The sequence below is a fragment of the Streptomyces sp. TRD_SC_5 genome (assembly GCF_056836825.1).
The window spans coordinates 630,028-654,602 of sequence record NZ_JBWZZS010000001.1 but is presented as its reverse complement, the minus strand read 5'-3'; the positions used below and the strand labels follow the sequence as shown (position 1 = coordinate 654,602).

Here is a 24,575-nt window from a genome sequence, read left to right as displayed (position 1 = left end):
TTCCAGGGTTCACGGGGATCAGAGGGCGGTCGCGCGGGACGAGCCGGGCAGGCCTCAGGGAGGAGGGGCCTGCCCGGCCGGTACGCGGAGCGGCGGGGCCTGTTCGAGGAGCTCCGCGTACGAGCCCATGGCCAGTGCGATGTCGGCCTGGGCCCAGAACCGGTGGTAGGTGAAGACCGGTGCCGCGCCGCCGCGCAGATAGGACTCGATCTTCGACCAGGCCGGGTCGTCCTGGTAGAAGGACCGGATGGAGGCCAACGTCGAGCCGGCGTTCACCAGTTCGCCGGGGTGAAGGTGAGACTGGCGCCGTCGGTGACGGTCAGGCCCGTGTTGCCGGAGGTGCGCGCCACCGTGACCGTCACGTTCGAGGCCGGCCGGGTGGACGGCTTCAGCTCGAAGGTGCCCGACTTTCCTTGCTGTACGCCGAGTTGGGCCGGGGCCGCGGCGAGCGCCGGCCCCGAGGTGACCTTGATGCCGACGGGCGAGGACTCGGCGGCGGCGCCCTGGCTGTCGTACGCCTTCGCATACAAGGAGTGGTCGCCCGCGGTCAGGCCTGTGGCCTCGAAGGTGTACGGGGAGCCGGCGTCCGTGCCGAGCAGCTCCGTGTCGCGGTAGAACTCGATTCTGGTGATGTCCGCACCGTCGGCCGCCGCCGCGGTCGCGGCCATCGGCACCGAGTCGCCCACGGTGAAGACCGCGCCCGGCCGCGGGCTGGTCAGCACGGCGATCGGCGGCTGGTGGGCGCCGGCGCACGCGGTGCCGTTCACGGCGAACGAGGTGGGCGCCGTGTTCGTACCGCTGTAGGTGAACTGGGCGCCGGTGGACACCGCCGCGCCCGGGGGGACGGGTTTGTTCCAGTCGGCGTTCTTGGCGGTGATGTTCTTGCCGGACTGGGACCAGACCCCGTTCCAGCCGTTGGTCAGCTTCTGGTCACCGCCGTAGGCGTAGGTCAGGGCCCAGCCGTCGAGCGCGGCGGCCGAGCGGTTGGTGACCGTGAGCTCGGCGGTGAACCCCGAACCCCAGTCGTTGGTCGCGTAGTCGACACTGCATGCGATCTCGGCGGCCTGTACGGGCGCGGGTCCGAGGGTCAGCGTCGTCAGCGGCAGCGCGAAGGCTGCCAGGACGGCGGTCCATAACCGTCGTCGAGTGCGGCGTCTCCTTCTGGGGGGCATGGGTTTCTGCTCCTCCTTGCGGCTCTGAGGGCGGAGACTGCGGTGGAGGTGGAGCGTCAAGCCTTGAATCAGTGGGAGCGCTCCCAGCGTGAGCGCACGCCATGTCCCGGTCAAGGTATGTGAAGAGTCGAAGTCATTCGACAGGCTGGAGGGCTGTCTGTCTCAGAAATCAACGCGGAACCCCCTGTTCATCCAAAGGGCTTGCCGCTAGCTTCGTGAATACCAGTGGGAGCGATTCCGTCAGTCGACGCGGCCGTACCGGCCGCACCGAGCTGCAAGGAGTCGCTCATGCGACACCCTCCCGCACTTGTCGGTACTGCTCACCACGGCAGCCCTTTCCCTGATCGGCACTGCCGTCGCTCCCGTCGTCTCCGCGGAGGCCGCCACACCCACCTGCACAGCGGAGTACTCCGCCGCCAACAGCGGGCGGGCGGCTTCCAGGGCAGCATGACGCTCACCAACGACAGTGCGGCGCTGGGCAGTTGGAGCCCAACCTCCGACTTTCCGGGAATCAGAAGGTGATCCGGGGCTGGAACGCCAGGCCTGGGGCTGTTCCGCCGGCCCCGCCCTGATCAGCTCCCACGACGGCACACCCACCGTATTCGGCATCGGGCTGCGCGACTGCCTGCGCGCCCTGGACAGAAAGTGACTTCAGCCATGAGATCTCGCACGGCATTACTGGCCGCCGCCGCTCTGACAGCGGCCGCCACCGGAACGGCCAGCGCCATGAGCGCGGCCAATGGCGGGGCCGCGGCCGCCGCCGCGGGCTGCACCGTCGAGTACACGGTGCAGAACCAGTGGGGCTCCGGCTTCACCACCGGGATCACGGTCACCAACACCGGTGACACAGTGCGCGGCTGGAACCTCGCGTGGGCCTTCGCGGGCAACCAGAAGGTCACCCAGGGCTGGAACGCCGACATCGCCCAGAGCGGCGCCGACGTCACCGCCAGGAACGTCTCCTACAACGGCACGCTCGCCACCGGAGCCTCCGCCTCCTTCGGATTCAATGCTTCGTACAGCGGCAGCAACGCGATACCGGCCACCTTCAAGATGAACGGCGTCACCTGCAACGCCGGACCGGGTGAGCCCACCGACCCGCCCACGGACCCGCCCACCGATCCGCCCGGCCCCGGCGACCGCGTGGACAACCCCTACGCCGGCGCCAAGGTCTATGTGAACCCCGAGTGGTCCGCCAAGGCCGCCGCGGAACCGGGCGGCAACCGCGTTTCCGGCCAGCCCACCGGCGTCTGGCTCGACCGAACCGCCGCGATCGAGGGCGTCGGTGGCGGCATGGGCCTGCGTGACCACCTCGACGAGGCGCTCACCCAGAAGGGCGACGGCGAACTCGTCGTCCAGCTCGTCATCTACAACCTGCCGGGCCGCGACTGCGCCGCCCTCGCCTCCAACGGGGAACTCGGCCCCGCCGAGATCGACAAGTACAGGACCCAGTACATCGACCCGATCGCCTCGATCCTCGCCGACGAGAAGTACGCCGGTCTGCGCATCGTGACGACCGTCGAGATCGACTCGCTGCCCAACCTCGTCACCAACACCACACCGCGCCCGACGGCCACCCCCAACTGCGACACGATGAAGGCCAACGGCAACTACGTGAAGGGCGTCGGGTATGCCCTGAACAAGCTGGGCGACGCGACCAACGTCTACAACTACGTCGACGCCGGACACCACGGCTGGCTCGGCTGGGACGACAACCTCGGCGCCTCCGCGGAACTCTTCAAGACCGCCGCCACCGCCGAGGGCGCGACCGTCGACGACGTCCACGGCTTCATCGTCAACACCGCCAACTACAGCGCCCTCAAAGAGGACCACTTCACCATCGACGACTCTGTGAACGGTGCCTCGGTCCGCCAGTCCAAGTGGGTCGACTGGAACCGCTCCGTCGACGAACTCTCCTACGCCCAGGCCATGCGTACCAAGCTGGTCTCGCTCGGCTTCGACACCGGCCTGGGCATGCTGATCGACACCTCCCGCAACGGCTGGGGCGGTGCCGCCCGGCCCACCGCTCCCGGGCCGAAGACCAGTGTGGACAGCTATGTCGACGGCGGCCGCTACGACCGCCGCATCCACCTCGGCAACTGGTGCAACCAGGCCGGGGCGGGCCTCGGCGAGCGGCCCCAGGCCGCGCCCGCCGCGGGTATCGACGCCTACGTGTGGATGAAGCCGCCGGGCGAGTCCGACGGCTCCAGCCGGGAGATCCCGAACAACGAGGGCAAGGGCTTCGACCGCATGTGCGACCCGACGTACGAGGGCAACCCCCGGAACAACAACCACATGTCGGGGGCGCTGCCCGGCGCACCACTGTCCGGGCACTGGTTCTCCGCCCAGTTCCAGGAGCTCATGAAGAACGCCCACCCGGCGCTGTAGGCCGCATGCGGCTCCGGCGCCCCGGTCCCCGGCGCCGCACTTCTTGAGCTGGGGCCAAGTGCCACTGTCCAGAGGTGAGTCGAAGCGCTTCGACTCACCTCTGGACACCTTCTGGGCGTACAACTAAGGTCGAGGGGCTCAGCTGCACCGTCACATCGCAGCAGAGACTGTCGAAGCGATTCGCCGCCGAGTCCGGGAGAGCGGAAATGGTAACCCTCGCCGAGGTCGCCAGGCATGCCGGAGTCTCGGCCAGCACGGTGAGTTACGTCATCAGCGGCAAGCGGTCCATCTCGCTGGGCACCCGCGAGCGGGTGGAGCGCAGCATCCAGGAACTCGGCTACCACCCGAACGCGGGCGCGCGTGCCCTGGCCAGCAGCAAGTCCAACATCATCGCCCTCATGATGCCGCTGCGTACCGACATGTATGTCCCGGTGATGATGGAGATCGCGATCGCGGTCACCACCACGGCCCGGGGCTACGGCTACGACGTGCTGCTGCTGACCGGCGAGGAGGGCTCCGCGGCCGTGCGCCGGGTCACCGGCAGCGGCCTCGCCGACGCCATGATCCTGATGGACGTCGAGCTCGAGGACGAGCGCCTGCCGCTGCTGCGCGAGAGCGAGAAGGCCGCCGTGCTGATCGGCCTGCCCGCCGACGCCACCGGCCTGACCTGTGTGGACCTCGACTTCGCGGCGACGGGAGCGCTGTGCGCCGAGCATCTGGCCGGGCTCGGCCACCGTGACATCGCGGTGATCGGTGAGGCGCCCGCCGTCTATGAACGGCACACCGGATTCGCCGAGCGCACCCTGGACGGGCTGCGCGCCAAGAGCCGCGAGCTGGGCCTGAGGATGCTGCACCGGCCCAGTGAGGGCGGGTATGCCGCGATGGGGGCGACCCTCGCCAGGGTCTTCGACGAGCGGCCCCGCACCTCGGGGTTCATCGTGCAGAACGAGTCGGCCGTCGAGCCGCTGCTCGGCCTGCTGCGCCAGCAGGGGCGGGCTGTTCCGGAGGATGTCTCCGTGGTCGCGATCTGCCCCGACCAGGTGGCGCTGCAGGCCTCTGTGCGTCTCACCTCGGTCTCCATCCCCGCGCAGGAAATGGGCCGGCAGGCCGTGGAGCAGGTCATCGCCAAGCTCGCCGGCGAGGGAGCGGACGGCGTCGAGCTGATCGTCCCGGAGCTGACCGTGCGGGCCAGCTCGGGGTCTGCCCCCGCCTGACCCGCACGGCCGCCGCACCGCACCGCGCAGCGGTGTGATGCGGCTGTGCGGACTAACTCGACGACACCGTCAGGTTGTCGGCGCGGAAGTCCAGGCCGCCGGACGAGGACGTGACCTCGAAGCCGAACTGCACATCGCCGATCACCTCATCGCCCGGCATCCAGCCCTTGGTGTTCGTGATCCACTTCAGGATCGGCAGGATGTCGACCGTGCCCGCGCTGGAGTTGGACGTCCGCAGGAACGAGAAGACCTCGTTGTTGCCGTTACTCCCCTTGTAGACGGCCCAGGTGTGGCCGCCGAGCGTGAGGTTGCCCTGGTGGGAGCCGATCGGACCGACCGGGCCGTACTGGTTGACCCAGAGCATGATCTCGTAGTCGTAGTCCGTGTCCCAGATGTCGTACGAGGAGTTGTACGCGCCCGCTGACGGAACGGTCACGTTGTAGGTGCTGGTCAGCGACCGCAGAGCGCTCACCGGCTTGTTGATCACCTTCTTGGAGTTGGGGTAGGACTTGATGCCACCCATGTCGGGATGGTTGGCCCAGGTCCCCCAGTCGGTGCCGGAGTTGGCCCAGGTGCACTGGGCTCCGGCGCCCGAACCCCAGATGTTGTTGTACAGCGTGTAGCCGCCCAGGCTGGTGTTGCCCCACTGGTCACAGGTGCTCCAGACGGCGGCGTGCGCCGGGGCGGAGGCGAGCGCGACCGTGGCGCTGAGCGCGAGTGCGGGCGCGAGTACCGCCCGGGCGAACCTGGGCAGCAGTGTGCGTGATGCCATGACTGTCCCTTTTCGTGGGTGGGGATGGGGGGTTGGCCGGCTACGGCGCAGCGGTCAGGATCGCGACGCCGTAGCGCTCCAGGGGCAGCGAGCCCGCTGCGGCGGTGCCGGTCAGCAGGTCGCGGTACTGCCCCTCCGGCAGCGGCACGGTGACGTCGCCGGTGCCGTGGTTGAGGACGAACAGCAGCTCGCCGCGGCGCACCGCCTCGACGCCCGCGGGCAGCTCCTCAAGGGCGGGGCGCACACCGGCCGCAGCCGCCGCGCCGGCGAGCAGATCCCGCAGTGCGTCGGGTTCGGGGAGCGTGGAGAGGTACCAGGCGCGGCCGTTGCGCAGCACCGCAGGCCTGCCGTCGAGCTCGCCGCCCTTGTACGCCGCGACCGGCTGCGCTCCCTCGGCGGGCTCCAGCTCCTCGGACCACAGGGTGCCGCTGAATTCGCCGCAGTCCACGGTCGATCCGGTGTCCAGGGGCCACCACTCGTGCAGCGTGCGGATGCCGAACAGTTCCCGCAGCCGGACATCCATGCCGCCCTCCCGCACCCGGTCGTCCTCGTCGGCCGCCCCGGTCAGGAAGCCGCAGACGAGGGTGCCCCCGCCGTGTACGTAGGAGACGAGGCGGGTGATCGCCGTGTCGGTGAGCAGATACAGATGGGGGACGACCACCAGGCGGTACGCCGTCAGGTCGTGCTCGGGATGCGCGAAGTCGGTGGGCAGGTTCGACTCCCACAGGGCCCGGTGCCAGGCGTTCTGGACTTCGGTGTAGTCGACGAGACGGGAGAGCCGGCCGTCCTGCTGGTCCGCCCACCAGGAGTCCCAGTCGTGCAGTACGGCGATCTCGGCAGGGGAGTGCGTACCGGCGATCCGCGGTCCGAGCCGGGCGAGTTCGGCGCCCAGCTGCTTGACCTCCTGGTAGGTACGGCCGTGCTCGCCCGCGTGGGACACCATCCCCGAGTGGAACTTCTCCGCGCCCTGCCGGGACTGGCGCCACTGGAAGAAGCAGACGGCGTCGGCGCCGTGCGCCACGGACTGCCAGGAGAGCAGCCGGTTGAGTCCGCGCGGCTTGGGGTGGTTGACCCCGCGGAAATTGACCGCGCCCGCCGCCTGCTCCATGACCATCCACGGGCCGCCCGCCTGCGAGCGGGTCATGTCGCCGATCATGGCGTTGTACTGGCCGCAGTGCGGGTCTGTGGGGTCCGGGTAGATGTCGACGGACACGATGTCCTCGTGCCGGGCCCACTTCCAGGCGTCCTGCCCCGTCCACAGCGGCATGAAGTTGGTGGTGACCGGGATGTGCGGGCTGTGGCGGGCGACGATGTCGCGCTCGGCGACGTAACACTCGAGCAGGGCGTCGGAGGTGAACCGCTTGAAGTCCAGGACCTGTGTCGGGTTCTTCAGGTAGTGGGCGCGGCGCGGTGGCACGACCTCGGCCCAGGCGTCGTAGATCTGACCCCAGAACGCCGTTCCCCAGGCGGTGTTGAGGGCGTCCAGCGTCCGGTATCTGTTCCGGAGCCAGCGCCGGAAGGCCGCCGCCGCCTCGTCGCCCCAGTCGTAGGTGCAGTACTCGTTGTTGATGTGCCACATCGTGAGCGCCGGATGGCTGCCGTAGCGGGCCGCCAGATCCTCGGTGATCGCGGCGGCACAGCGACGGTAGGTGGCGCTGGAGTGCGAGAAGTGCTGCCGCGAGCCCCACCACTCGACCTGGCCGTTCTCGTCTCGCGGCAGGGTGTCGGGGTGGCGGGCGCCCATCCAGGGCGGCGGGGACGCGGTCGGGGTGGCCAGGACCACGCCGATGCCCGCCTCGTGCATGAGGTCCATCAGCCGGTCGAGCCAGTCGAACTCGCGGGCGCCGGGGCGGGGTTCGAGCTTCGCCCAGGAGAAGACGCCGAGCGTGACCGAGTTGACCCCGGCCGCCCTCATCAGGCGGAGGTCCTCGGCCCAGACCTCCTCGGGCCACTGCTCGGGGTTGTAGTCGCCACCGAAGAGGATGCGGTTGTGGATCACAGCGGTCCCTGTGGTCGAGTGGGGGCGCACGCTCAGCCCTTGACGGCGCCGGTGAGCATGCCCTGCTTGAAGTGCTTCTGGACGAACGGCGAGAGGACCGACACCGGGATCAGCGCCAGCACCATCACCGCCATCTGGATGGCCAGTGGCGACAGATGCCCGGTGTTGATGGCCTGGGCCAGCCCCGTCGGCCGCTGCTGCTTGATCACCAGCTGCTGCATGACGTTCTGCAGCGGCAGCATGTCCGGGTCGCTGAGGTAGATCGAGGCGTTGAACCAGGCGCTCCAGTAGCCCACCGCGTAGAACAGGGTGATGACCGCGACCACGGCCCGCGAGAGCGGCAGCACGATCTGCCACAGAACGCGCAGGTCCCCGGCGCCGTCGACCCGCGCACTGTCGATCAGCTCTTGCGCCGTGCTCATGAAGAATGCCCGCAGGACGAGGATGTTGAAGATGCTGACCGCACTCGGCAGGATCAGCGACAGATAGGTGTCGGTCAGACCGAGGCCCTGCACCACCAGATACGTCGGGATCAGACCCGCTCCGAAGAACATCGTGGCGACGAGCGTCAGAAGGAGCGGGCGGTGCAGTACGGAACCGGTGCGCGACAGGCCGTACGCGCACAGGACCGACACCGCCGTGCTGAACACCGTGCCGACGACGGTGACGCCCACGCTGACCAGCGCCGCCCGGCTGACCTGGCCGCCGCCGAGAAGCTCCTGGTAGTGGATGAGGGTCAGGCCGCGGGGGACGACCACCAGACCGCCGGCCTCGGTGATCGTCTTCACCGAGGACAGGCTCGTGACCACCACGACCCACACCGGGAACAGCACGGCGAGGCAGACCAGGGTCAGCGTCACGCCCTTCGTGACGAGGCCGGGGCCGGTCGGTGACTCCTCCCAGACCGGACGCAGACCGCTGCGGCTGCCGGGCCGGATACCGAAGCTGAGCAGGCTCATCGCTTGTACACCCCCTGCTCGCCCATCAGATGGGCGGCCTTGTTGGCGCCGAGCACGAGGAGCAGGCCGAAGACTCCCTTGACGATGCCGATGGCGGCGGCGTAGCCGAAGTTGCCGTTGTCGAGGCCGGTGTTCCACACATAGGTGTCCAGGACCTCGGAGGCGGTGGGTCCCACGGCGGTGCGCTGGAGCAGGATCTGCTCGAAGCCCACGGTGAGCGCGTTGCCCACCTGTAGGACGAGCAGCAGGGCCAGGACCGGGCGCAGCGTGGGAAGCTGGATGTGCCAGATCCGCCGCCAGCGGTTCGCTCCGTCCATCGCCGCGGCCTCGTACAGGTCCGGGTTGACGGCGGCGAGCGCCGCGAGGAAGACGATGACGCCCCAGCCGGCGTCCTTCCAGATCATCTCGAAGGTGACCAGGAACTTGAACAGGCCGGGATCGGTCATCAGGTCGAAGCCCTCGTGCCCGTGGTCGCGCAGCACCTGAGCCACCAGGCCCGCCCCGCCGAACATCTGCTGGAAGATCGTGATGACCAGGACCCACGAGAAGAAGTGCGGGAGGTAGAGGATCGCCTGGGCGACGGCCCGCACCCTGGGGCGTACGAAGCTGTTGATGAACAGCGCGAGCAGAATCGGCACCGGGAAGAACAGCGTCAGCTGGATCAGGAAGATGGCCAGGGTGTTTTGGACCGCCTGCCAGAACAGCCGGTCGTCGGCCATGTGCTGGAAGTGCTCGAAGCCGACCCAGGGGCTCTGCGCGATCGCCTGGAACGCGTTGTCCGCGATGTAGGGGTCGTAGTCCTGGAACGCCACGACATTGCCGATGAGCGGTACGTAGTTGAAGACCAGCACCAGCAGCAGCGCGGGCAGGACCATCAGGAGAAGGACACGGTCCCGGCGCAGGCGTCGGCGCAGGGTGACGCCACCCGAAGGGGCCTTGGCCGTACGCGGGGCGGGTGCGGCCGGCGCGGGCGCCACCTTGGCTGCGCCGCGCGTGTCAGTGTTGCTGTGCGCCATGTCAGGACGCCGAGCTGCCGGTCTCGTCGAGCAGCTTCTTGTACCAGTCCCGCAGCTTGTCGCCGCCGCCCGACGTCCAGTCGGACACCGCCTGCTGCATGTCGGACACCTTCTTGCGGCCGCGGACGATGTCCTTCTCCAGGTCCTCGAACTCGGCGTTCAGGTCGGCATACCGGCTGGGCTCGGTGATCACCATGCCGTGGAAGAGCGGCTTGCGGGTGTACGCGCCCTGCCGCTGCTGCCAGCCGACCATGCCCTCCACGACGTCCGGATGGTCCGGCTGGGCGATGAACGGTGCGGGCGAGGCGATGTACTCGTACGTGCCGAAGACCTCGTTGTTGCCCTTGCCGTTCTTGGCGAGCACCCCGTCCTTCAGGGTGTGGTGGACTCCCTCGACGCCGTACTGGCGCAGACGCTGCTCCTTCGAACCGAACGGCGCGGCGCAGTAGTTGGCGAGCGCGAGGATGTCCCGGACCGTCCTCTCGTCGGCCTTCCGGCTGACGAATGTCCAGATGTCGGCGGGCGGGCGCGCGTAAAGCGTGGGCTTGCCGCCGCCGGGGGCGAAGTAGTCCATCGCCGCCATCTCGAACTTCTCGCTGTCCACGCGCTGCACGACGGTCTTGCCGTACCAGTCGGACAGGTCGCCGTTGTACATCCAGACCTTGCCCGAGGCGCACAGGTCACCGATGCTGCCGGTCTCGGACTTCGCGTCCGGGTGGACGAAACCCGCCGAGTACAGCTTTCGCGACCACTCCAGGGCTTCGAGGTACTCGTCGGTCTCGTATCGGTTGACGAGCTTGCCGTTCACGAGCTTCCAGTAGTACGGCTTCTCGGGCAGCACACCGAAGAAGTTGTACGCCGCCCAGCTCATGTCGCCGCAGGCCCACACCTTGCTCTTCGGGGCGTTGAGCTGCTTGCACAGGTCGTAGAACTCCTGGGTGCTCCTCGGCGGCTGGATGCCCTCCTTGTCGAAGAGGTCGGCCCGGTAGAGCGGCGCGATGTTCGGAGTGACCGGGGCGGGCATCGGCAGTCCGCGCAGCTTGCCGCCGAACACCGAACGCTGCCAGGCGCCGGTCGGGATCGCCGCGAGGTTCGGATAGTTCCGCACCTTGTCGCCGGTCAGATAGGGGCCGAGGTCGGCGAACTTGTTGCTGATGGCGCTGGGTATCTTGCCGGTCAGCTCCCAGCCGGGCACGACCACCGCGTCCGGAATGCCGTTCGAGGCGAGGACCGCGCCCAGTTTCTGGCCGTAGGTGTTGCCGTCCTGGTTCTGCCACTTGACCCGGACACCCGCGCCCTCGTCCATCGCGGTCCAGTAGGCGTTGCCCTGCTTGGGGACGTTGCCCCACAGGGGCGACATGACGCTGAACTCGCTGCCTTTGCCGAGCTTCGTCGGCACGGACACCTTCAGCTGCCCCGTCGGCAGCGCGGTGGTGAAGCCCGCTGCCGAGCCGTTTTGGGGCGGGATGTCGGGGGTGACCAGGGTCGGCGCCACATGGTCGGGCAGCAGGTCCTTGAGTCGCTTGCCCGTCGTGGTTCCCTCGTTCTTCGACCCGCTGCCGCCGCACGCGGTCAGCAGCGGCAGCCCGCCGGCCACCGCGACGGCGGCGACCGCAGTGGACGACAGCAGCGTTCTCCGGCTCAAAGGAGAGTGCGCGGAGGGAAAGTTCGGCGTCATTGCGTCAACCCTTCGTGGCTCGCCGGGACTCACGGCGGTCACCGCCGGTCGGCTCTTCTGCATGGGAGGCGACTTGTCTGCGAAGTGACCTCTGTTGAAGCGCTTCGATATGGCTGCGAGGTTAAGTGAAGGCGCGGGCGGTAACAAGGCTCGTCACCGAATTCCTCTCAGTGCCAGGGGAGTTGCGGTGCGAGCGGGAAGGGCGCGCTGTGCCGGCGGCATCCGGAGAGCCGCTCTTGACACCGGAACCCCGCGGACCGCAGCATCGAAGCGCTTCGAAAATGTACGTCCGTAGCGCCGAAGGGATACGCCCGTGACCGGAAGACCGCCGCCCTTCCGCGATCCCGGGCTGTCCGTCGACAAGCGCATCGACGATCTGCTCGGCCGGCTGACACTCGACGAACGGATCGCCTTCCTCCACCAGTTCGCTCCCGCCGTCGACAGCCTCGGCATCGCCGCCTTCCGCACCGGCCAGGAGGCCCTGCACGGCGTCGCCTGGATGGGCCCCGCGACCGTGTTCCCACAGGCGGTCGGCCTTGGTGCGACCTGGAACGACGACTTGGTGCGCCGGGTGGGCGCGGCCGTCGGCAGCGAGGCGCGGGCCATGCGCTCCCATGACGACCGGGTAGGGCTCAACGTCTGGGCGCCGACGGTGAATCTGCTGCGCCACCCGCTGTGGGGCCGCAACGAGGAGGGCTACTCCGAGGACCCCGCGCTCACCTCCGCGATCGCTGTCGCCTACACCCGGGGCCTGCGCGGCGACCACCCCGTCTACTGGCGCACCGCCCCCGTCCTCAAGCACTGGCTCGCCCACAACAACGAGACCACCAGGGACACGTCCTCCTCCTCGATACGTCCCCGGGTCCTGCACGAGTACGACCTGCGCGCATTCCGCGGAGCCGTCGAGGCGGGCTCGGTCGCCGGTGTGATGCCTGCGTACAACCTGGTCAACGGCCGCCCCAGCCACGTATCGCCCTATCTGCGCGCACACTTGCGCGCCTGGACAGAGAGCGAGCTCCTGGTCTGCTCCGACGCGGGCGCGCCCAGCAATCTGGTCGACTCGCAGAAGTACTTCGACACCCATGAGGAGGCCACTGCGGCCGCGCTCGTCGCAGGCGTGGACAGCTTCACCGACCACGGCACCGACCCGTCGCTGATCACCGCGCGGATCCGGGGCGCTCTGGACCAGGGCCTGATCTCCGAGGCCGACATCGACACGGCGGTACGCCGCCACCTCCATGTCCGCTTCAGGCTCGGTGAGTTCGACCCGGGGCTCGATCCGTACGCGGACGCGTCCCTGCGTGACTTCGACACCCCGGCGCACCGCGCCCTCGCCCAGGAGGCGGCCGAGCAGGCAGTGGTCCTGCTCAAGAACAGCGACGGGATGCTGCCGCTCGCGGCGGGCACCCGGATCGCCGTGGTCGGACTGCTCGCCGACACCTGCAAGACCGACTGGTACAGCGGCAGCCTCATCCGCAGGACCACTGTGCTGGACGGTTTGCGCGAGCGCTTCGGAGCGCACAACGTCACCTTCGCCGAAGGCGTCGACCGGGTACGGCTGCGCTGCGCCAAGGGTGGCATCCGGGTGCCCGCGGCCGACGCCCCCGAGGGGGTGCGCGGCGCCGAGGGGGCGCTCGACCCCGCACTGATCGCCGGCCGCACCGATCTGCCGCCGCTGACCGTCGGGGCCGAGCCCACCGAATTCGCCCTGATCGACTGGGGCGGTGGCGCCTGGACGCTGCGCGCGCCCGACGGCCGGTACCTCTCGGTGGCCGACGACGGCTATGTGCGGGCGTCGGCCGACGAGCCGGGCGGCTGGGTGGTCCAGGAGACCTTCGGCCTGCGGAGCCACGGCGACGGGTTCCTCCTTCAGCACACAGGGACGGGAAGGTACGTCTCTGTCGCCGCCGACGGTCTGAAGGTTGCCGACGAGGGAGAGATTTTCGACGTCGAGGTCGTGGAGCGCGGCGGGGAAGCGGTGGCCCGGGCCGCGGCTGACGCGGAAGCCGTGATCGTCGTGGCCGGGAACGACCCGCACATCAACGGCCGCGAGACCGAGGACCGCACTACGCTCGCTCTGCCACCGCACCAGGAGGCACTGTGGCGGGCCGCCCGGGCCGCCAATCCCCGTTCCGTCCTCGTCCTCGTGTCGTCCTATCCGTACGCGGTCACGGACGCCCACGAGCAACTGCCCGCCCTGCTGTGGACCGCGCACGGCGGGCAGGCCGCGGGCACCGCGCTCGCCCGGATCCTGGCCGGAGACGTCTCACCGGCCGGACGGCTGCCGCAAACCTGGTACGCGGACGACCGTGACCTGCCGGACCTGCTGGATTACGACATCATCGGCTCCCGCCAGACCTACCAGTACTTCAAAGGCGTGCCGCTCTACCCCTTCGGGCACGGCCTGAGCTACTCCTCCTTCGCCTACGCGGAGCTGACGGCCGAGCGCGCGGGCGACATGCTGTTTGTCGAGCTGACCGTCACCAACACCGGTCCGGTGGCCGCCGGGGAAGTGGCCCAGGTCTACGCGCGGGCCCTTGCCTCGCCCGTCGTACGGCCTTCGCGAAGGCTCGTCGCCCACCGCAGGACCCACCTGGAGGCCGGGGCGAGCGAGCGCTTCGCGGTGGCCCTGCCGCTGTCCGAGCTGGGGCTGTGGGACGTCGCCCACGACCGGTGGTGCGTGCCGAGCGGATCGTACGAGTTCCTCGCCGGGGCGTCGAGCGCGGACATCCGGTGCGCCACGGAGGTCTGGATCGACGGGGACGCGATCGCCGCCAGGCCGGTGCGGGAGGCCGGCCTGGCGGCGGTGGCGTACGACGAGCAGCGGGGGACCGAGATCGTCGACCTCAGCAAGCGTGCGGGCGACGCCGTGACCGCGATCGGGGGAGAGGAAGGTGAACTGCTTTTCCAGAACTGCGACTTCGCAGCGGGCGTCGTGGCCGTCACAGTGGTGGTCGCGGGCGGGGGGAGCGTCGACGTGACCGCGGGCGACGCGAGCGCCACCCTCACCGTCGCGCCCACCACCGGGATCTACGCGTACACCTCCCGCACCGCCCGCTTCACCGCCTCGGGGGTACGGAACCTGCGGGTACGGCTGCACGGCACGGTGCGTCTGGCCAGGCTCCACTTCCCGGTCTCCGCGACCGCCCTGCCCGCAGCGGGCGGGGCCGCCGACCTGTCAGCCGCACCGACCCCGAGGAACCCCACTTCATGAAGTTCACCGACGGCTTCTGGCTCCCGCGCGACGGAGTGCGGGCTTCCTACGCGACCGAAGTACGCGATCTGCACGTGGCCGACGACCGGTTCACGGCGTACGCGGCCGTGCACCGCGTACGCGAGCGCGGCGACACCCTCAACTCCCCGCTGATCACCGTCGAATGCTTCTCCCCGGCCGAGGGCGTCATCGGCGTCCGTGCGACCCACCACGCGGGCAGGGAGCGGCGGGGCCCCGACTTCGACCTGCCGGGCGCGCACACCGACTCCGGGTTCGCGAAGATCCGCCGCGACGGCACCGTCACCGAACTCACCAGCGGCCCGCTCACCCTCCGCCTGGACACCGCCGCGCCCTGGGGCCCGGAGTTCCTCGACGCCGACGGACAGCGGCTGACCGCGGTCGAAGCCAAGGGCACCGCCTTCGCCACCACCCCGGACGGCGCCCACCACATGATCGGCCAACTCGCCCTCGGTGTCGGCGAGTGCGTCTACGGGCTCGGCGAACGCTTCACGCCGTACATCAAGAACGGCCAGAGCATCGACATCTGGCAGGCCGACGGCGGCACCAGCAGCGAACAGGCGTACAAGAACATCCCCTTCCATCTCTCGTCGCGCGGCTACGGCGTCCTCGTCAACCACCCCGGGAAGGTGTCGTACGAGATCGGCTCGGAGTCGGTCGGGCAGGTGCAGTTCAGCGTCGAGGACCAGTCGGTCGAGTTCTACGTCGTGGCGGGTCCCACGCCGAAGGACGTGCTGCGCCGCTATACGGGCCTGACCGGGCGTCCCGCGCTGCCGCCGGCCTGGTCGTTCGGGCTGTGGCTGACGACCTCGTTCTGCACGCCCTACGACGAGCAGACCGTCACCTCGTTCGTCGACGGCATGGCCGAGCGTGAGATCCCGCTGAGCGTCTTCCACTTCGACTGCTTCTGGATGCGCGAGTACCAGTGGTCGGACTTCGAGTGGGACCCTGAGGTCTTCCCCGATCCGGAGGGCATGCTGCGCCGGCTCAAGGAGCGCGGGCTGCGGGTCAGTATGTGGATCAACCCCTATATCGCCCAGAAGTCCGCGCTGTTCGAGGAGGCGCGGGCGGGTGGCTTCCTGGTGCGGCGGCCGAACGGCGATGTGTGGCAGTGGGACCTGTGGCAGCCCGGCATGGCCCTGGTCGACTTCACCAACCCGGCCGCCCGCGCCTGGTACACGGGCTTGCTGCGCGGCCTGCTCGACCAGGGCGTCGACTGCTTCAAGACCGACTTCGGCGAGCGGGTACCCACCGAGGTCGCCTGGTACGACGGCTCGGACCCCGAGCGGATGCACAACTACTACACGCACCTCTACAACCAGGCGGTCTTCGAGCTCCTCGAGGAGGAGCGCGGCCCGGGAGAGGCGGTGCTCTTCGCCCGCTCCGCGACGGTCGGAGGACAGCAGTTCCCGGTGCACTGGGGCGGCGACTGCTTCGCGTCCCTGGAAGCCATGGCCGAGTCGCTGCGCGGCGGCCTGTCGCTGTCGCTGAGCGGTTTCGGGTTCTGGAGCCATGACATCGGCGGCTTCGAGGGCACCCCCGACCCGGCGGTCTTCAAACGCTGGCTGGCCTTCGGCCTGCTGTCCTCGCACAGCCGCCTGCACGGAAATGTCTCCTACCGGGTGCCCTGGGCATTCGGCGAGGAAGCGGTCGCCGTGGCCGCCGGGTTCACCCGCCTCAAGCACCGCCTCATGCCCTATCTGTACGGCGTCGCGGCCGAGGCGCACACCACCGGCGTGCCCATGATGCGGCCCATGCTCCTCGAGTTCCCCGACGACCCGGCCTGCCGCACTCTGGACCGCCAGTACATGCTCGGCCCCGACCTGCTGGTCGCACCCGTCTTCAGCGTCGGCGGGGAGGTCGAGTTCTACGTGCCCGAAGGGACCTGGACCCATCTGCTGACCGGCGAGAGGGTCCAGGGCCCGGGCTGGCGCCACGAGGTGCACGGCTTCGACAGCCTGCCGCTGTACGTACGCCCGGGCGCCGTGCTGCCGTGGGGTGCCGACGCCGAGCGTCCCGACGGTGACTGGCTGGAGGGCCTCACGCTCCTGATCACCCAGGACACGCAGGAGGGCGAGCGGGTCGTGTCCGGGCTCGATGGAGAGCCCGCGGCCGTCTTCCGTGTGACGCGCGCCGACGACGAACTGCGGGTCACGGCGCGGGGCACGCAAAGACCCTTCACTGTCCGGGAGGTGGGCGGGCGCGTGACTTCCGAGGGAGTGGGCGAGGTAGTGGTGCGGCTCGGCCGGGGCGGGCGGTGACCGAATCATGCCGCCGCCCACGGCCACACCCGGCCGGCCACGTAGACAGTCCCGCCCCGCCCCCGACGTTGCCGTGATGGCCGCCAGTACCTTCACCGGCCCGGCGCCGCTCCGCACCCGTACTGACTCGGACACCCGCGGCAGCGGGTAAGACATCGAGATCCTCCGCCGCCAGTACCAGTCCTTTCGTTGACGAGGGGCGGAGGCCGGGCTACGCCGCGGTGTCGTACGTGTAATGGCTGGTGTGATCCAGCATGTCGGCGGGCGTCACGTCGTTCCAGGGACGCATGACGTCATTGAGGCTCACCACGCTGGGTGTTCCGGCGGCAGGCAGGTACGTCGATCCCGGGTGCCGGGCCTGCCACTGGGCCCAGAGCCGGTCTATGAACGCATGGTGCAGCCAGAACACCGGGTCGTTGGGGGAGACACCGGTGGCCATCTGTCCGCCCACCCATACATGTACGCGGTTGTGAAGGTTGACGCCGCGCCAGCCTTCCAGGTGGTTGCGGAATCCGTCGGACGCGCTGTTCCAGGGCGCGGTGTCGTACGTGGGCATCGCGAGCACGGAGTCGACCTCCGCACGAGTGGGCAGCTGCTGTACGCCGGAGCCGAGGGCTCGGCGGAGAAAACCACGCCCGTCGACCCGTATGGACACCGGCCACTTGCCGGCGGTGACTGCGAAGGCGCCGTCGCTCACTTGCCCGTCCCTGCTTCGGCCGGTACCGCCCAGGAAATCGGCCGCCCACAGTGAGGACGTGGGGGAGCGGTCCACAGTCCAGTCCCAGTAGGGCAGTGCCACGTCCGGGTCGACTGCCTGGAGAGCCTGCTCGAACTGTATGAGGAACCTGCGGTGCCAGGGCAGGAAGGACGGCGAACGGTGGCCCACCCGGTCTCCGTTGTCGGTGTCGCTCATGATGAAGGCGTTGTGGGTGGTGACGAACGTGTCGTAACGCCCGCTGCGCTTGAGCTCGAGCAGCGCGTCGACGAAGCGGCGCTTCTCGGCGGGGGTGAGGTTCGCCTGGTTCTTGCGTACGGTCATGGGAATGCCTTCGGGTTCAGGGCTGGACGGCGTTGCTGGACGGCGGTGACGTCAGAGCAGGGGTTCGAGCTGCGATCCCTGGAGTTCGATCACGGCGGCGCGAGCCACGGCGCGCGGGCCGGCGAACGTCTCGTAGTGATTGACAACGCTGATCCACGTGCCGTCGGCGTTCTGCATCACGTGCAGCTCCTCGCCGTCGATGTGCACGGAGTAACCGGCGCCGTGGTGTCCTCCGTGGTGTGACAGCGCGCCTTGTATGCGACGTCCTTTGAAGGACTCGTCGAACGGCTTCGGCTGTGTGGGGGTGTGCCCAGGGCGGTGGCCGGCGGCCGGAGGGCGGGACGGCTCGGCCGTTCGCGCGAAGCCCGTCAGAGCGAGACCGGCCAGAGCTGTGGCGGAGGCGCCCAGGGCGCGGCGTCGGCTTAGTTGAGACATGGTTGTTCCCCCTGGTTGTTGCGAGTCGATGCGAGTTGATGCGCCCGGGGCCCTTGTTGCGGCGCTGGGCAGCAAATTGACGACCCCTCACCGAGGAACATCCGGCTGGTCAGGCCGTCCGGGCCCCGGCGGGCCGTCGGGGAATATGACTACAGCCTTATGTCCGGCAGGGCGAAGTCGCGGTGCAGTCGGTGGTTGCTATACGGACAAGAGCCCACACATAGTGCGGGTTTGAACCAAGTCGATCTTCCTGTGCTGCTCGTTGAGTTGGGATTGATCCGAAGATTTTGCGGAGAATGTAGCCAAGGCGTGAAGGATTTGTTGTCGCCTGCTGGTAATCGTGGCAGTCGTCACGCCCGGAGGCTGTCCGGATTTGCAGGTGGGCCTAAGGCCGTTCCTGCGCTGGGCGCGCCTGGGGTGTGACGACCAGGACCTGCTCGTGGCCGCCTGCGCCGACAACCACCTGCGGGTCTGGAAGGGCCGGCTTGTGGAAGCGACCCGGGGGCGCCGTCCGTGCCGCCTCCGCGCGGACGCTGACGGGTCGATGGTGCCCGTCGGCTCCGGAACCGGCGGACTGACGGGCACCGTACACACGGGCCGCTGACAGGGCGCACAACTCCGACCGCCAGGTGCGGCTGAGCTTCCTCGGGTGATGCCGCAGGCGTGAGCGTCCCAACTCGGGGCACGCGGTGGGCATGCCTATTCTGAGGAAAGCCGCGCGTCCCCTGCTCGCCTCCGTCTTCGTCTCGGGCGGGCTGCGTACTTTGCGCGACCCGCAATCCGTGGCTCCTGCCGCCGACCCGGTGGCCCAGCCCGTAACGGAACGGGTACCGCAGCTGCCGGACGAGACAGTGCGGCTCGTACAGATCAACAGCGCCGTCCAGTTGGGGGCCGGAGTCCTGCTCTCCATCGGCCGGTTCCCGCGCGCATCCGCTCTCGCGCTCGCGGCCTCGCTCGTGCCCACCACGATCGCCGGGCACGCCTGGTGGAACACCGAGGACCCGGACGAACGGGCCCGTCAGCGCGTCCAGTTCGTCAAGAACCTGTCCCTCTTCGGCGGGTTGCTGCTCGCCGCGGCGGACACGCACGGGAAGCCGTCGCTGGCCTACCGCTCGCGGGCCGCGGCCTCGTCCGGCCGCCGCAGCGCTCGCCGGGCAGGGCGCGACGTGGGCTCGGCCGTCTCCGGTGCGGCGCACAGTGTGCAGTCGGCGGCCGGCTCCGTGCGGGACCGGCTTCCCGTCGGCTGAGGGGCGCCGCAGCCCCACGAGCCGCGGTGTCAGACGTGCAGCGTCGCCTCTCCCGTGACGCCGATGCCGGTGCGCTGGCCCGGTTGGACGGGCACGGGGCCCGTGACGCGGATGCCTACCGGGGCTTCCAGGCCGTCGACCGTGACGGTGACCATGGCGTCGTGACCGTAGAAGGCCACATCGGTCACGGTGCCCTGGACCGGTGCGGTTTCGTCGAGGTGGAGTCGCAGCTGCTCGGGGCGCAGCAGGACGGTGCCGTCGCGGCGGCCCTCGGCGGGCGCGGCGAGTGGAAGGCGGCCCAGGGCGGTTGTCGCCGTGCCGGCGTCGGCCTTGCCCGGGAGCAGTACCGCGTCGCCGACGAAGCGGGCCACCCAGGTGTCGGCGGGGCGCCGGTAGACCTCCTGGGGTGTGCCGCACTGAGCGACCCTGCCGTCCCGTACGACCGCGACGACGTCCGCCGTGGAGAGGGCCTCCTGCTGGTCGTGGGTGACCAGGACGCCGGTGGCGCCGGTGGCGCGCAGGGCGGCTCGGACGTCGGCCCGGACGCCCGCGCGCAGGGCGCTGTCGAGGGCGTTGAACGGCTCGTCCAGCAGGACCAGGGCGGGCTCCGGTGCCAGGGCGCGGGCCAGGGCGACGCGTTGCTGCTGGCCTCCGGACAGCTCGTGCGGCATGCGGTCGCCGTATCCGGCCAGGCCGACCAGTTCGAGCATCTCGTCCGTACGGCTGCGGCGCTTGGCGCGGTTCGGCCGGCCGCTCAGGCCGAAGCTCACATTGCGGGCGACGCTCAAGTGCGGGAAGAGCGCGCCCTCCTGGGGCACGATGCCGACTCGGCGGCTCTCCGGAGGGAGGTGCACTCCGGGTGCGGTCAGTGTGCGCCCGCCGACCGTGACGGTGCCCGCGTCCGCCCGGAGGAAGCCCGCGATGATGCGCAGCAGCGTGGTCTTGCCGCAGCCGGACGGGCCGAGTACGGCGGCCAGGGCGCCACTGGGGACGTGCAGGTCGAGTCCGTCGAGGACCGTGGCGCCCGGGCCGTAGGCCTTGGAGACTCCGGTGATCCGCAGATCGTTCATCCCAAACTCCTTGCGTGGATACCCCGTGCTTTGGCTCGGGGAGGAAACGCATCCTTGGCCCGGAGCCGCGAAGCGGCGCAGTCTCGGTGCGCATCCGTTCTGGCTGTCCGTGTCCTATTAACGGGTCTGGTAGTTAGTGAGATGTGAAGACCGAGCTGGTGAAGCGGGCGTTCAAGTACCGCTTTCACCCCACGAACGAGCAGGCAGCGGAGCTGTCGCGCACGTTCGGGTGTGTCCGCAAGGTCTACAACCTGGCACTGGAAGCCCGTACGGTGGCGTGGTTCCAGCGTCAGGAGCGGGTGAACTACAACGCCACCTCTGCGATGCTGACGCAGTGGAAGAAGACCGAGGAGCTGGCTTTTCTCTGCGAGGTGTCGTCGGTGCCGTTGCAGCAGGCGCTGCGGCATCTGCAAGGGGCATTCTCGAACTTCTTCGAGGGCCGGGCGAAGTACCCCCGGTTCAAGTCGAAGAAGAAGACCCGCCGCTGTGCGGAGTACACCAAGTCGGCGTTCACGTACCGGGGCGGTGTACTGACGCTCGCGAAGATGAAGAACCCCCTCGCGATCGTGTGGTCCCGGCCGCCCCCGCAGGGGGTGGAGCCGTCCACGGTGACCGTGTCCCAGGACAGCGCGGGCCGCTGGTTTGTGTCCATGCTGTGCGAGGACGCGTCCGTCAAGCCCCTGCCGAAGCTGGACACCGCGGTCGGGATCGATGCCGGAATCACCAGCCTGGTGACGCTGTCCACCGGGGAGAAGATCACCAACCCGCGGCACGAACGCCAAGACCGTGCACGTCTGGCCAGGGCCCAGCGGGTCCTGGCGAAGAAGGAGAAGGGCTCCCGCAACCGGGACAAGGCCCGCCTCAAGGCCGCCAAGGTGCACGCCCGGATCGCTGACCGGCGCCGGGACTTCCTGCACCAGCTCACCACTCGGCTCGTTCGTGAAAACCAAACGATCGTGATCGAGGACCTGACCGTACGCAACATGGTCAAGAACAAGACTCTGGCCCGCGCCATCTCGGACGCGGCCTGGACCGACCTGCGCTCGATGCTGGAGTACAAGTGCGCCTGGTACGGAAGGAACCTGGTCACCGTCGACCGCTGGTTCCCCTCCACCAAGCTCTGCTCCGCATGCGGCACCATCCGAGAGAAACTGCCGCTGAACGTCCGGGAATGGACGTGCGTGTGCGGTACCACGCATGACCGCGACGTGAACGCGGCACGCAACATTCTGGCCGCCGGACTGGCGGTTACAGCCTGTGGAGCGGGTGTAAGACCTCAACGGGAGTCCTCCCGGACGGGGCAACTTGCTGCGAAGCAGGAAACCCTCACTGCGAAGTGAGGAAGCCCCCTCGTTCACGAGGGGGAGGATGTCAAGTGCGGTGCCTCCCAAGGAGGTACGAGGGGATGGCGGCGAGCAGGATCAGCGCCGCCGCGTACGGCGCGGCGGCGGCGAACGACCCGGTTCCCGTCTCCGTCCACAGGCGGGTGGCGAGGGTGTCCATGCCGGTGGGGCGCAGGAGCAGGGTCGCCGGCAGTTCCTTCATGCAGACGACGAAGGTCAGTGCGGCCCCGGCCGCGACGCCCGGCGCGGCCAGCGGCACGGTGATCTCGCGCAGCACGCGCAGGGGGCTGCGGCCGAGCGAGCGGGCAACGTCCTCCAGTACCGGCGGGGACTGAAGTACGGCGGCCCGCGTCGCGGCGACCGCGACCGGCAGGAAGAGCACGGCGTAGGCGCAGACCAGCAACGGGTAGTCCTGGTAGAGCGGTTCGGCGTAACGCACCGCGAAGAAGACGAGCGACAGGGCGACGGTGATGCCCGGGAGCGCGTGGCCCGCGTACGCCGACTGCTCCAGCAGATGCGCGGTCCGGCCCCGGTGGCGGGCGGCGATCACCCCCACCGGCAGTGCGAGCAGGGTGGTGAGCGCGGCGCCCGCGGCGGCGACGCCGAGGGTCGTGCCGGCCGTGTCGAGCAGCCGGGACGGGTCCCAGGTGGCGGAGTTGCCGACCGCGAGCCAGTAGCCGAGCGTGGCCAGCGGCGTGACGACGGCGACGGCCGTGACCGTCGTGCACCAGGCCAGCGCGGGTACGCGCCACCGGCCGAGGGGCGCCGGGACGGCCGGGCGCGCGGCGCCGGTACCCGTCCTGGCGTGGCCCGCGCGGCCGCGCGTACGTGCCTCGGCGGCGACCAGCGCGACGGTCATCACGACGAGGACGACGCTCAGTGCGGCGGCGGGCGTACGGTCGAAACTGGCCCGGTACGAGGTGTAGATGCCGCGCGTGAAGGTGTCGTACCGCATCAGGGACACGGCGCCGAAGTCGGAGAGTACGTACAGCGCGACGAGTACCGCGCCACCGGCCGCCGCGGGCCGCACCTGAGGCAGCGTCACACGCCAGAAGGTCCGCAGCGGTCCGGTGCCGAGCGACCGGGAGACCTCCTCCTGTGCCGGATCCGCGCCGCGCAGCGAGGCCGTGACGGGCAGGTAGACGTACGGGAAGCTCACCAGGGTCAGCGCCAGGGCCGACCCGGTGAAGCCCGCCAGCTCCGGGAAGGCGGACAGCCAGGCGAACGCCGCGACGTAACTGGGCACCGCCAGCGGCAGGGTCACCAGTACGGACCAGGCACGGGCGGCGGGCAGTGCGGTCCGCACCGTCAGCCACGCCAGCGAGATGCCCAGCAGAAGGCTGGCCGTGACGACGACAGAGGCCAGTCCCAGGCTGCGGCCGAGGAGTTCGGCCGTGCGCTCGTTCGCGACGACCTGCCAGGCGAAGGCGGGACCGCGCTCCAGGGAGCGGACCGCGAGGTAGCCGAGCGGCAGCAGCGCGAACACCGCGGCCACGACGGCGGGAACGACGAGGACGGCGGGCGGGCGGCGCTCGGCGCTCAACCGCCCGGCCGGCGCCGTGGAAGGGCCGGGCGGGCGGGGCGGGAGGGCGCCCGGTCCCGCCGCTGCGACGGGATCCGGGGCAGACATGACGGCTCAGACCATCCCGACGTCCTGGAGCATCTTCAGGGTCTCCTGAAGCGATTCCAGCTTGCCGAGGTCGATCTCGGGGGCGTCGAGGGAGTCCAGCGGGGGCAGGTCCTTGACCGTGCTGGTGACGCCTGCGGCCAGCGGGTATTCCTTGGTGTCCTCGGCGAAGTACGTCTGCGCCTTCTTGGACAGCAGGAAGTCCACGGCCTTCTGCGCCGCCGGGGCCTGGTCGCTGCTCTTGAGGATGCCGACTCCGGCCGCGTTGACGAGCGAACCCGGGTCGCCGCCGGGCAGGAAGTGGATCTTCGCGCCGACCTTGTCCTCGCCCTTCTCGGCGACCTGCTCGTACCAGTAGTAGTGGTTGACCAGGCCCAGAGCGACCTCGCCCTGGCCGACCGCGTCCAGCGTCTTGAGGTTGTTCTCGTACACCTTGGGGTCGTTGGCCTTGAGGCCCTTGAGCCAGGCGCGCGTGGCGTCGTCGCCCTCCAGGACGCGCATGCCGGTGACGAAGGCCTGGAAGGAGGCGTTGGTCGGGACGTATCCGACCTTGCCCCTCCACTCGGGCTTCGTCAGCTCGTGCACGCTGTCCGGCACCTCGGTGACCTGGCCGGGGTTGTACGCCAGGACGCGGACGCGTCCCGAGGTGCCGATCCAGTCGCCCGCGCTGCCGCGGAAGGAGGGCTCCACCCGGTCGAGCGTCGGCTGGGGGAGCTTCTTCAGCAGGCCCTTCGTGGACAGGGCTCCGAGTGCTCCGGCGTCCTGGGAGAAGAACAGACCGGCGTTGGTCTTGTCGCCCTCCTCCTGGATCTGGGCCGCCATCTCGGCGCTGTCGCCGTAGCGAACGGCGACCGTGGTGCCGATGGCCTTCTCGAGATCGTCCAGGAGCGGCTTGACCAGGTTCTCGTTGCGGCCGGAGTAGATCACGAGTCCGGCGTCGTCCTCGGCGTTGCCACAGCCCGCGACGGTGGCAAGAAGGGTCGCCGCGGCGCACAGCGCGGTCAGACGTCTGATCAAGGGGCGTCGCATGCGAAGCCTTTCTGCATTGCGGCTGACTGCTGTCTCCGCTGGGGACGCCCAATGAATAAGGTAAAGCTAACCTAAACGTCAAGAGTGATGTACGTAA

At 69.5% G+C, this 24,575-nt stretch carries 18 protein-coding genes and 1 pseudogene; 7 read left to right on the top strand and 12 right to left on the bottom strand.

What is annotated here, in order from left to right:
* Positions 1 to 54 precede the first annotated feature (54 nt).
* Both AC1P0E_RS03070 and AC1P0E_RS03065 read right to left on the bottom strand, forming a co-directional pair.
* Positions 55 to 276: a glycoside hydrolase family 48 protein gene (locus AC1P0E_RS03070; RefSeq protein ID WP_482740603.1), complete on the bottom strand. Its 222-nt coding sequence runs from the start codon at positions 274 to 276 to the stop codon at positions 55 to 57.
* Positions 276 to 1,172: pseudogene (locus AC1P0E_RS03065) on the bottom strand (cellulose binding domain-containing protein); the annotation flags it as partial. The pseudogene AC1P0E_RS03065 and the gene AC1P0E_RS03070, both read right to left, overlap by 1 nt.
* Before the next feature lie 307 nt (positions 1,173 to 1,479).
* Between AC1P0E_RS03065 and AC1P0E_RS03060 the strand changes: the two are divergent.
* The 3 genes from AC1P0E_RS03060 (at position 1,480) to AC1P0E_RS03050 (ending at position 4,771) form a co-directional block, all read left to right on the top strand.
* Positions 1,480 to 1,623: a hypothetical protein gene (locus AC1P0E_RS03060; protein WP_482740602.1), complete on the top strand. Its 144-nt coding sequence runs from the start codon at positions 1,480 to 1,482 to the stop codon at positions 1,621 to 1,623.
* 206 nt (positions 1,624 to 1,829) lie between these two features.
* Positions 1,830 to 3,557 carry a glycoside hydrolase family 6 protein gene (locus AC1P0E_RS03055; RefSeq protein WP_482740601.1) on the top strand — a complete coding sequence of 576 codons (1,728 nt, stop codon included), beginning with the start codon at positions 1,830 to 1,832 and terminating at the stop codon, positions 3,555 to 3,557.
* 206 nt (positions 3,558 to 3,763) lie between these two features.
* Positions 3,764 to 4,771: a LacI family DNA-binding transcriptional regulator gene (locus AC1P0E_RS03050; protein ID WP_482740600.1), complete on the top strand. Its 1,008-nt coding sequence runs from the start codon at positions 3,764 to 3,766 to the stop codon at positions 4,769 to 4,771.
* Between the two features lie 52 nt (positions 4,772 to 4,823).
* Here the strand turns inward: AC1P0E_RS03050 and AC1P0E_RS03045 are convergent, their stop codons facing one another.
* From AC1P0E_RS03045 to AC1P0E_RS03025, 5 genes are read right to left on the bottom strand one after another with little or no spacing between them, the layout of a single operon-like run.
* Positions 4,824 to 5,543: a glycoside hydrolase family 12 protein gene (locus tag AC1P0E_RS03045; protein WP_482740599.1), complete on the bottom strand. Its 720-nt coding sequence runs from the start codon at positions 5,541 to 5,543 to the stop codon at positions 4,824 to 4,826.
* Positions 5,544 to 5,583: 40 nt separating this feature from the next.
* Entirely contained in the window at positions 5,584 to 7,542 is a 1,959-nt protein-coding gene (locus tag AC1P0E_RS03040; RefSeq protein ID WP_482740598.1) for a beta-galactosidase, read from the bottom strand.
* A gap of 32 nt (positions 7,543 to 7,574) precedes the next feature.
* Complete coding sequence (locus AC1P0E_RS03035) at positions 7,575 to 8,501, bottom strand: carbohydrate ABC transporter permease (RefSeq protein ID WP_482740597.1); 927 nt, start codon at positions 8,499 to 8,501, stop codon at positions 7,575 to 7,577.
* On the bottom strand, positions 8,498 to 9,517 hold the full coding sequence (locus AC1P0E_RS03030; RefSeq protein WP_482740596.1) for an ABC transporter permease: 1,020 nt from the start codon (positions 9,515 to 9,517) through the stop codon (positions 8,498 to 8,500). The genes AC1P0E_RS03035 and AC1P0E_RS03030 overlap by 4 nt, the downstream gene beginning before the upstream one ends.
* Before the next feature lies 1 nt (position 9,518).
* The gene (locus tag AC1P0E_RS03025) at positions 9,519 to 11,195 is read right to left on the bottom strand and encodes an extracellular solute-binding protein (RefSeq protein ID WP_482740595.1); all 1,677 of its coding nucleotides are present in this window, start codon (positions 11,193 to 11,195) and stop codon (positions 9,519 to 9,521) included.
* 313 nt (positions 11,196 to 11,508) lie between these two features.
* Between AC1P0E_RS03025 and AC1P0E_RS03020 the strand changes: the two genes are divergently transcribed.
* Both AC1P0E_RS03020 and yicI read left to right on the top strand, forming a co-directional pair.
* The gene (locus tag AC1P0E_RS03020) at positions 11,509 to 14,409 is read left to right on the top strand and encodes a glycoside hydrolase family 3 C-terminal domain-containing protein (protein ID WP_482740594.1); all 2,901 of its coding nucleotides are present in this window, start codon (positions 11,509 to 11,511) and stop codon (positions 14,407 to 14,409) included.
* Entirely contained in the window at positions 14,406 to 16,688 is a 2,283-nt protein-coding gene (gene yicI, locus AC1P0E_RS03015) for an alpha-xylosidase (protein WP_482740593.1), read from the top strand. Before AC1P0E_RS03020 ends, yicI begins: the two co-directional genes overlap by 4 nt.
* A gap of 211 nt (positions 16,689 to 16,899) precedes the next feature.
* Here the strand turns inward: yicI and melC2 are convergent, their stop codons facing one another.
* Complete coding sequence (gene melC2 / locus AC1P0E_RS03010) at positions 16,900 to 17,727, bottom strand: tyrosinase MelC2 (protein ID WP_482740592.1); 828 nt, start codon at positions 17,725 to 17,727, stop codon at positions 16,900 to 16,902.
* 51 nt (positions 17,728 to 17,778) lie between these two features.
* A complete protein-coding gene (gene melC1 / locus AC1P0E_RS03005; RefSeq protein WP_482740591.1) occupies positions 17,779 to 18,162 on the bottom strand; it encodes an apotyrosinase chaperone MelC1 in 384 nt (127 codons plus the stop codon).
* Positions 18,163 to 18,857: 695 nt separating this feature from the next.
* On the opposite strand from melC1, the gene AC1P0E_RS03000 reads away from it, so the two are divergent.
* Positions 18,858 to 19,409 (top strand): DoxX family protein, encoded by a 552-nt coding sequence (locus tag AC1P0E_RS03000; protein ID WP_482740590.1) that lies wholly within the window; start codon positions 18,858 to 18,860, stop codon positions 19,407 to 19,409.
* A 29-nt stretch (positions 19,410 to 19,438) separates the two neighbouring features.
* On the opposite strand, the gene AC1P0E_RS02995 is transcribed toward AC1P0E_RS03000, so the two are convergent.
* Positions 19,439 to 20,479 carry an ABC transporter ATP-binding protein gene (locus tag AC1P0E_RS02995; RefSeq protein WP_482740589.1) on the bottom strand — a complete coding sequence of 347 codons (1,041 nt, stop codon included), beginning with the start codon at positions 20,477 to 20,479 and terminating at the stop codon, positions 19,439 to 19,441.
* A gap of 143 nt (positions 20,480 to 20,622) precedes the next feature.
* Between AC1P0E_RS02995 and AC1P0E_RS02990 the strand changes: the two genes are divergently transcribed.
* Positions 20,623 to 21,819: an RNA-guided endonuclease InsQ/TnpB family protein gene (locus AC1P0E_RS02990; RefSeq protein WP_482740588.1), complete on the top strand. Its 1,197-nt coding sequence runs from the start codon at positions 20,623 to 20,625 to the stop codon at positions 21,817 to 21,819.
* 31 nt (positions 21,820 to 21,850) lie between these two features.
* Here the strand turns inward: AC1P0E_RS02990 and AC1P0E_RS02985 are convergent, their stop codons facing one another.
* Entirely contained in the window at positions 21,851 to 23,452 is a 1,602-nt protein-coding gene (locus AC1P0E_RS02985) for an ABC transporter permease (protein ID WP_482740587.1), read from the bottom strand.
* 6 nt (positions 23,453 to 23,458) lie between these two features.
* The gene (locus tag AC1P0E_RS02980; protein ID WP_482740586.1) at positions 23,459 to 24,478 is read right to left on the bottom strand and encodes an iron ABC transporter substrate-binding protein; all 1,020 of its coding nucleotides are present in this window, start codon (positions 24,476 to 24,478) and stop codon (positions 23,459 to 23,461) included.
* Positions 24,479 to 24,575: the final 97 nt, after the last annotated feature.

Coding starts and splice junctions, on each gene's coding strand:
- AC1P0E_RS03055 (WP_482740601.1), top strand. CDS start 1,830: ATGAGATCTCGCACGGCATTACTGGCCGCCGCCGCTCTGACAGCGGCC.
- AC1P0E_RS03050 (WP_482740600.1), top strand. CDS start 3,764: ATGGTAACCCTCGCCGAGGTCGCCAGGCATGCCGGAGTCTCGGCCAGC.
- AC1P0E_RS03045 (WP_482740599.1), bottom strand. CDS start 5,543: ATGGCATCACGCACACTGCTGCCCAGGTTCGCCCGGGCGGTACTCGCG.
- AC1P0E_RS03035 (WP_482740597.1), bottom strand. CDS start 8,501: ATGAGCCTGCTCAGCTTCGGTATCCGGCCCGGCAGCCGCAGCGGTCTG.
- AC1P0E_RS03030 (WP_482740596.1), bottom strand. CDS start 9,517: ATGGCGCACAGCAACACTGACACGCGCGGCGCAGCCAAGGTGGCGCCC.
- AC1P0E_RS03025 (WP_482740595.1), bottom strand. CDS start 11,195: ATGACGCCGAACTTTCCCTCCGCGCACTCTCCTTTGAGCCGGAGAACG.
- yicI (WP_482740593.1), top strand. CDS start 14,406: ATGAAGTTCACCGACGGCTTCTGGCTCCCGCGCGACGGAGTGCGGGCT.
- melC2 (WP_482740592.1), bottom strand. CDS start 17,727: ATGACCGTACGCAAGAACCAGGCGAACCTCACCCCCGCCGAGAAGCGC.
- melC1 (WP_482740591.1), bottom strand. CDS start 18,162: ATGTCTCAACTAAGCCGACGCCGCGCCCTGGGCGCCTCCGCCACAGCT.
- AC1P0E_RS03000 (WP_482740590.1), top strand. CDS start 18,858: ATGCCTATTCTGAGGAAAGCCGCGCGTCCCCTGCTCGCCTCCGTCTTC.
- AC1P0E_RS02995 (WP_482740589.1), bottom strand. CDS start 20,479: ATGAACGATCTGCGGATCACCGGAGTCTCCAAGGCCTACGGCCCGGGC.
- AC1P0E_RS02985 (WP_482740587.1), bottom strand. CDS start 23,452: ATGTCTGCCCCGGATCCCGTCGCAGCGGCGGGACCGGGCGCCCTCCCG.
- AC1P0E_RS02980 (WP_482740586.1), bottom strand. CDS start 24,478: ATGCGACGCCCCTTGATCAGACGTCTGACCGCGCTGTGCGCCGCGGCG.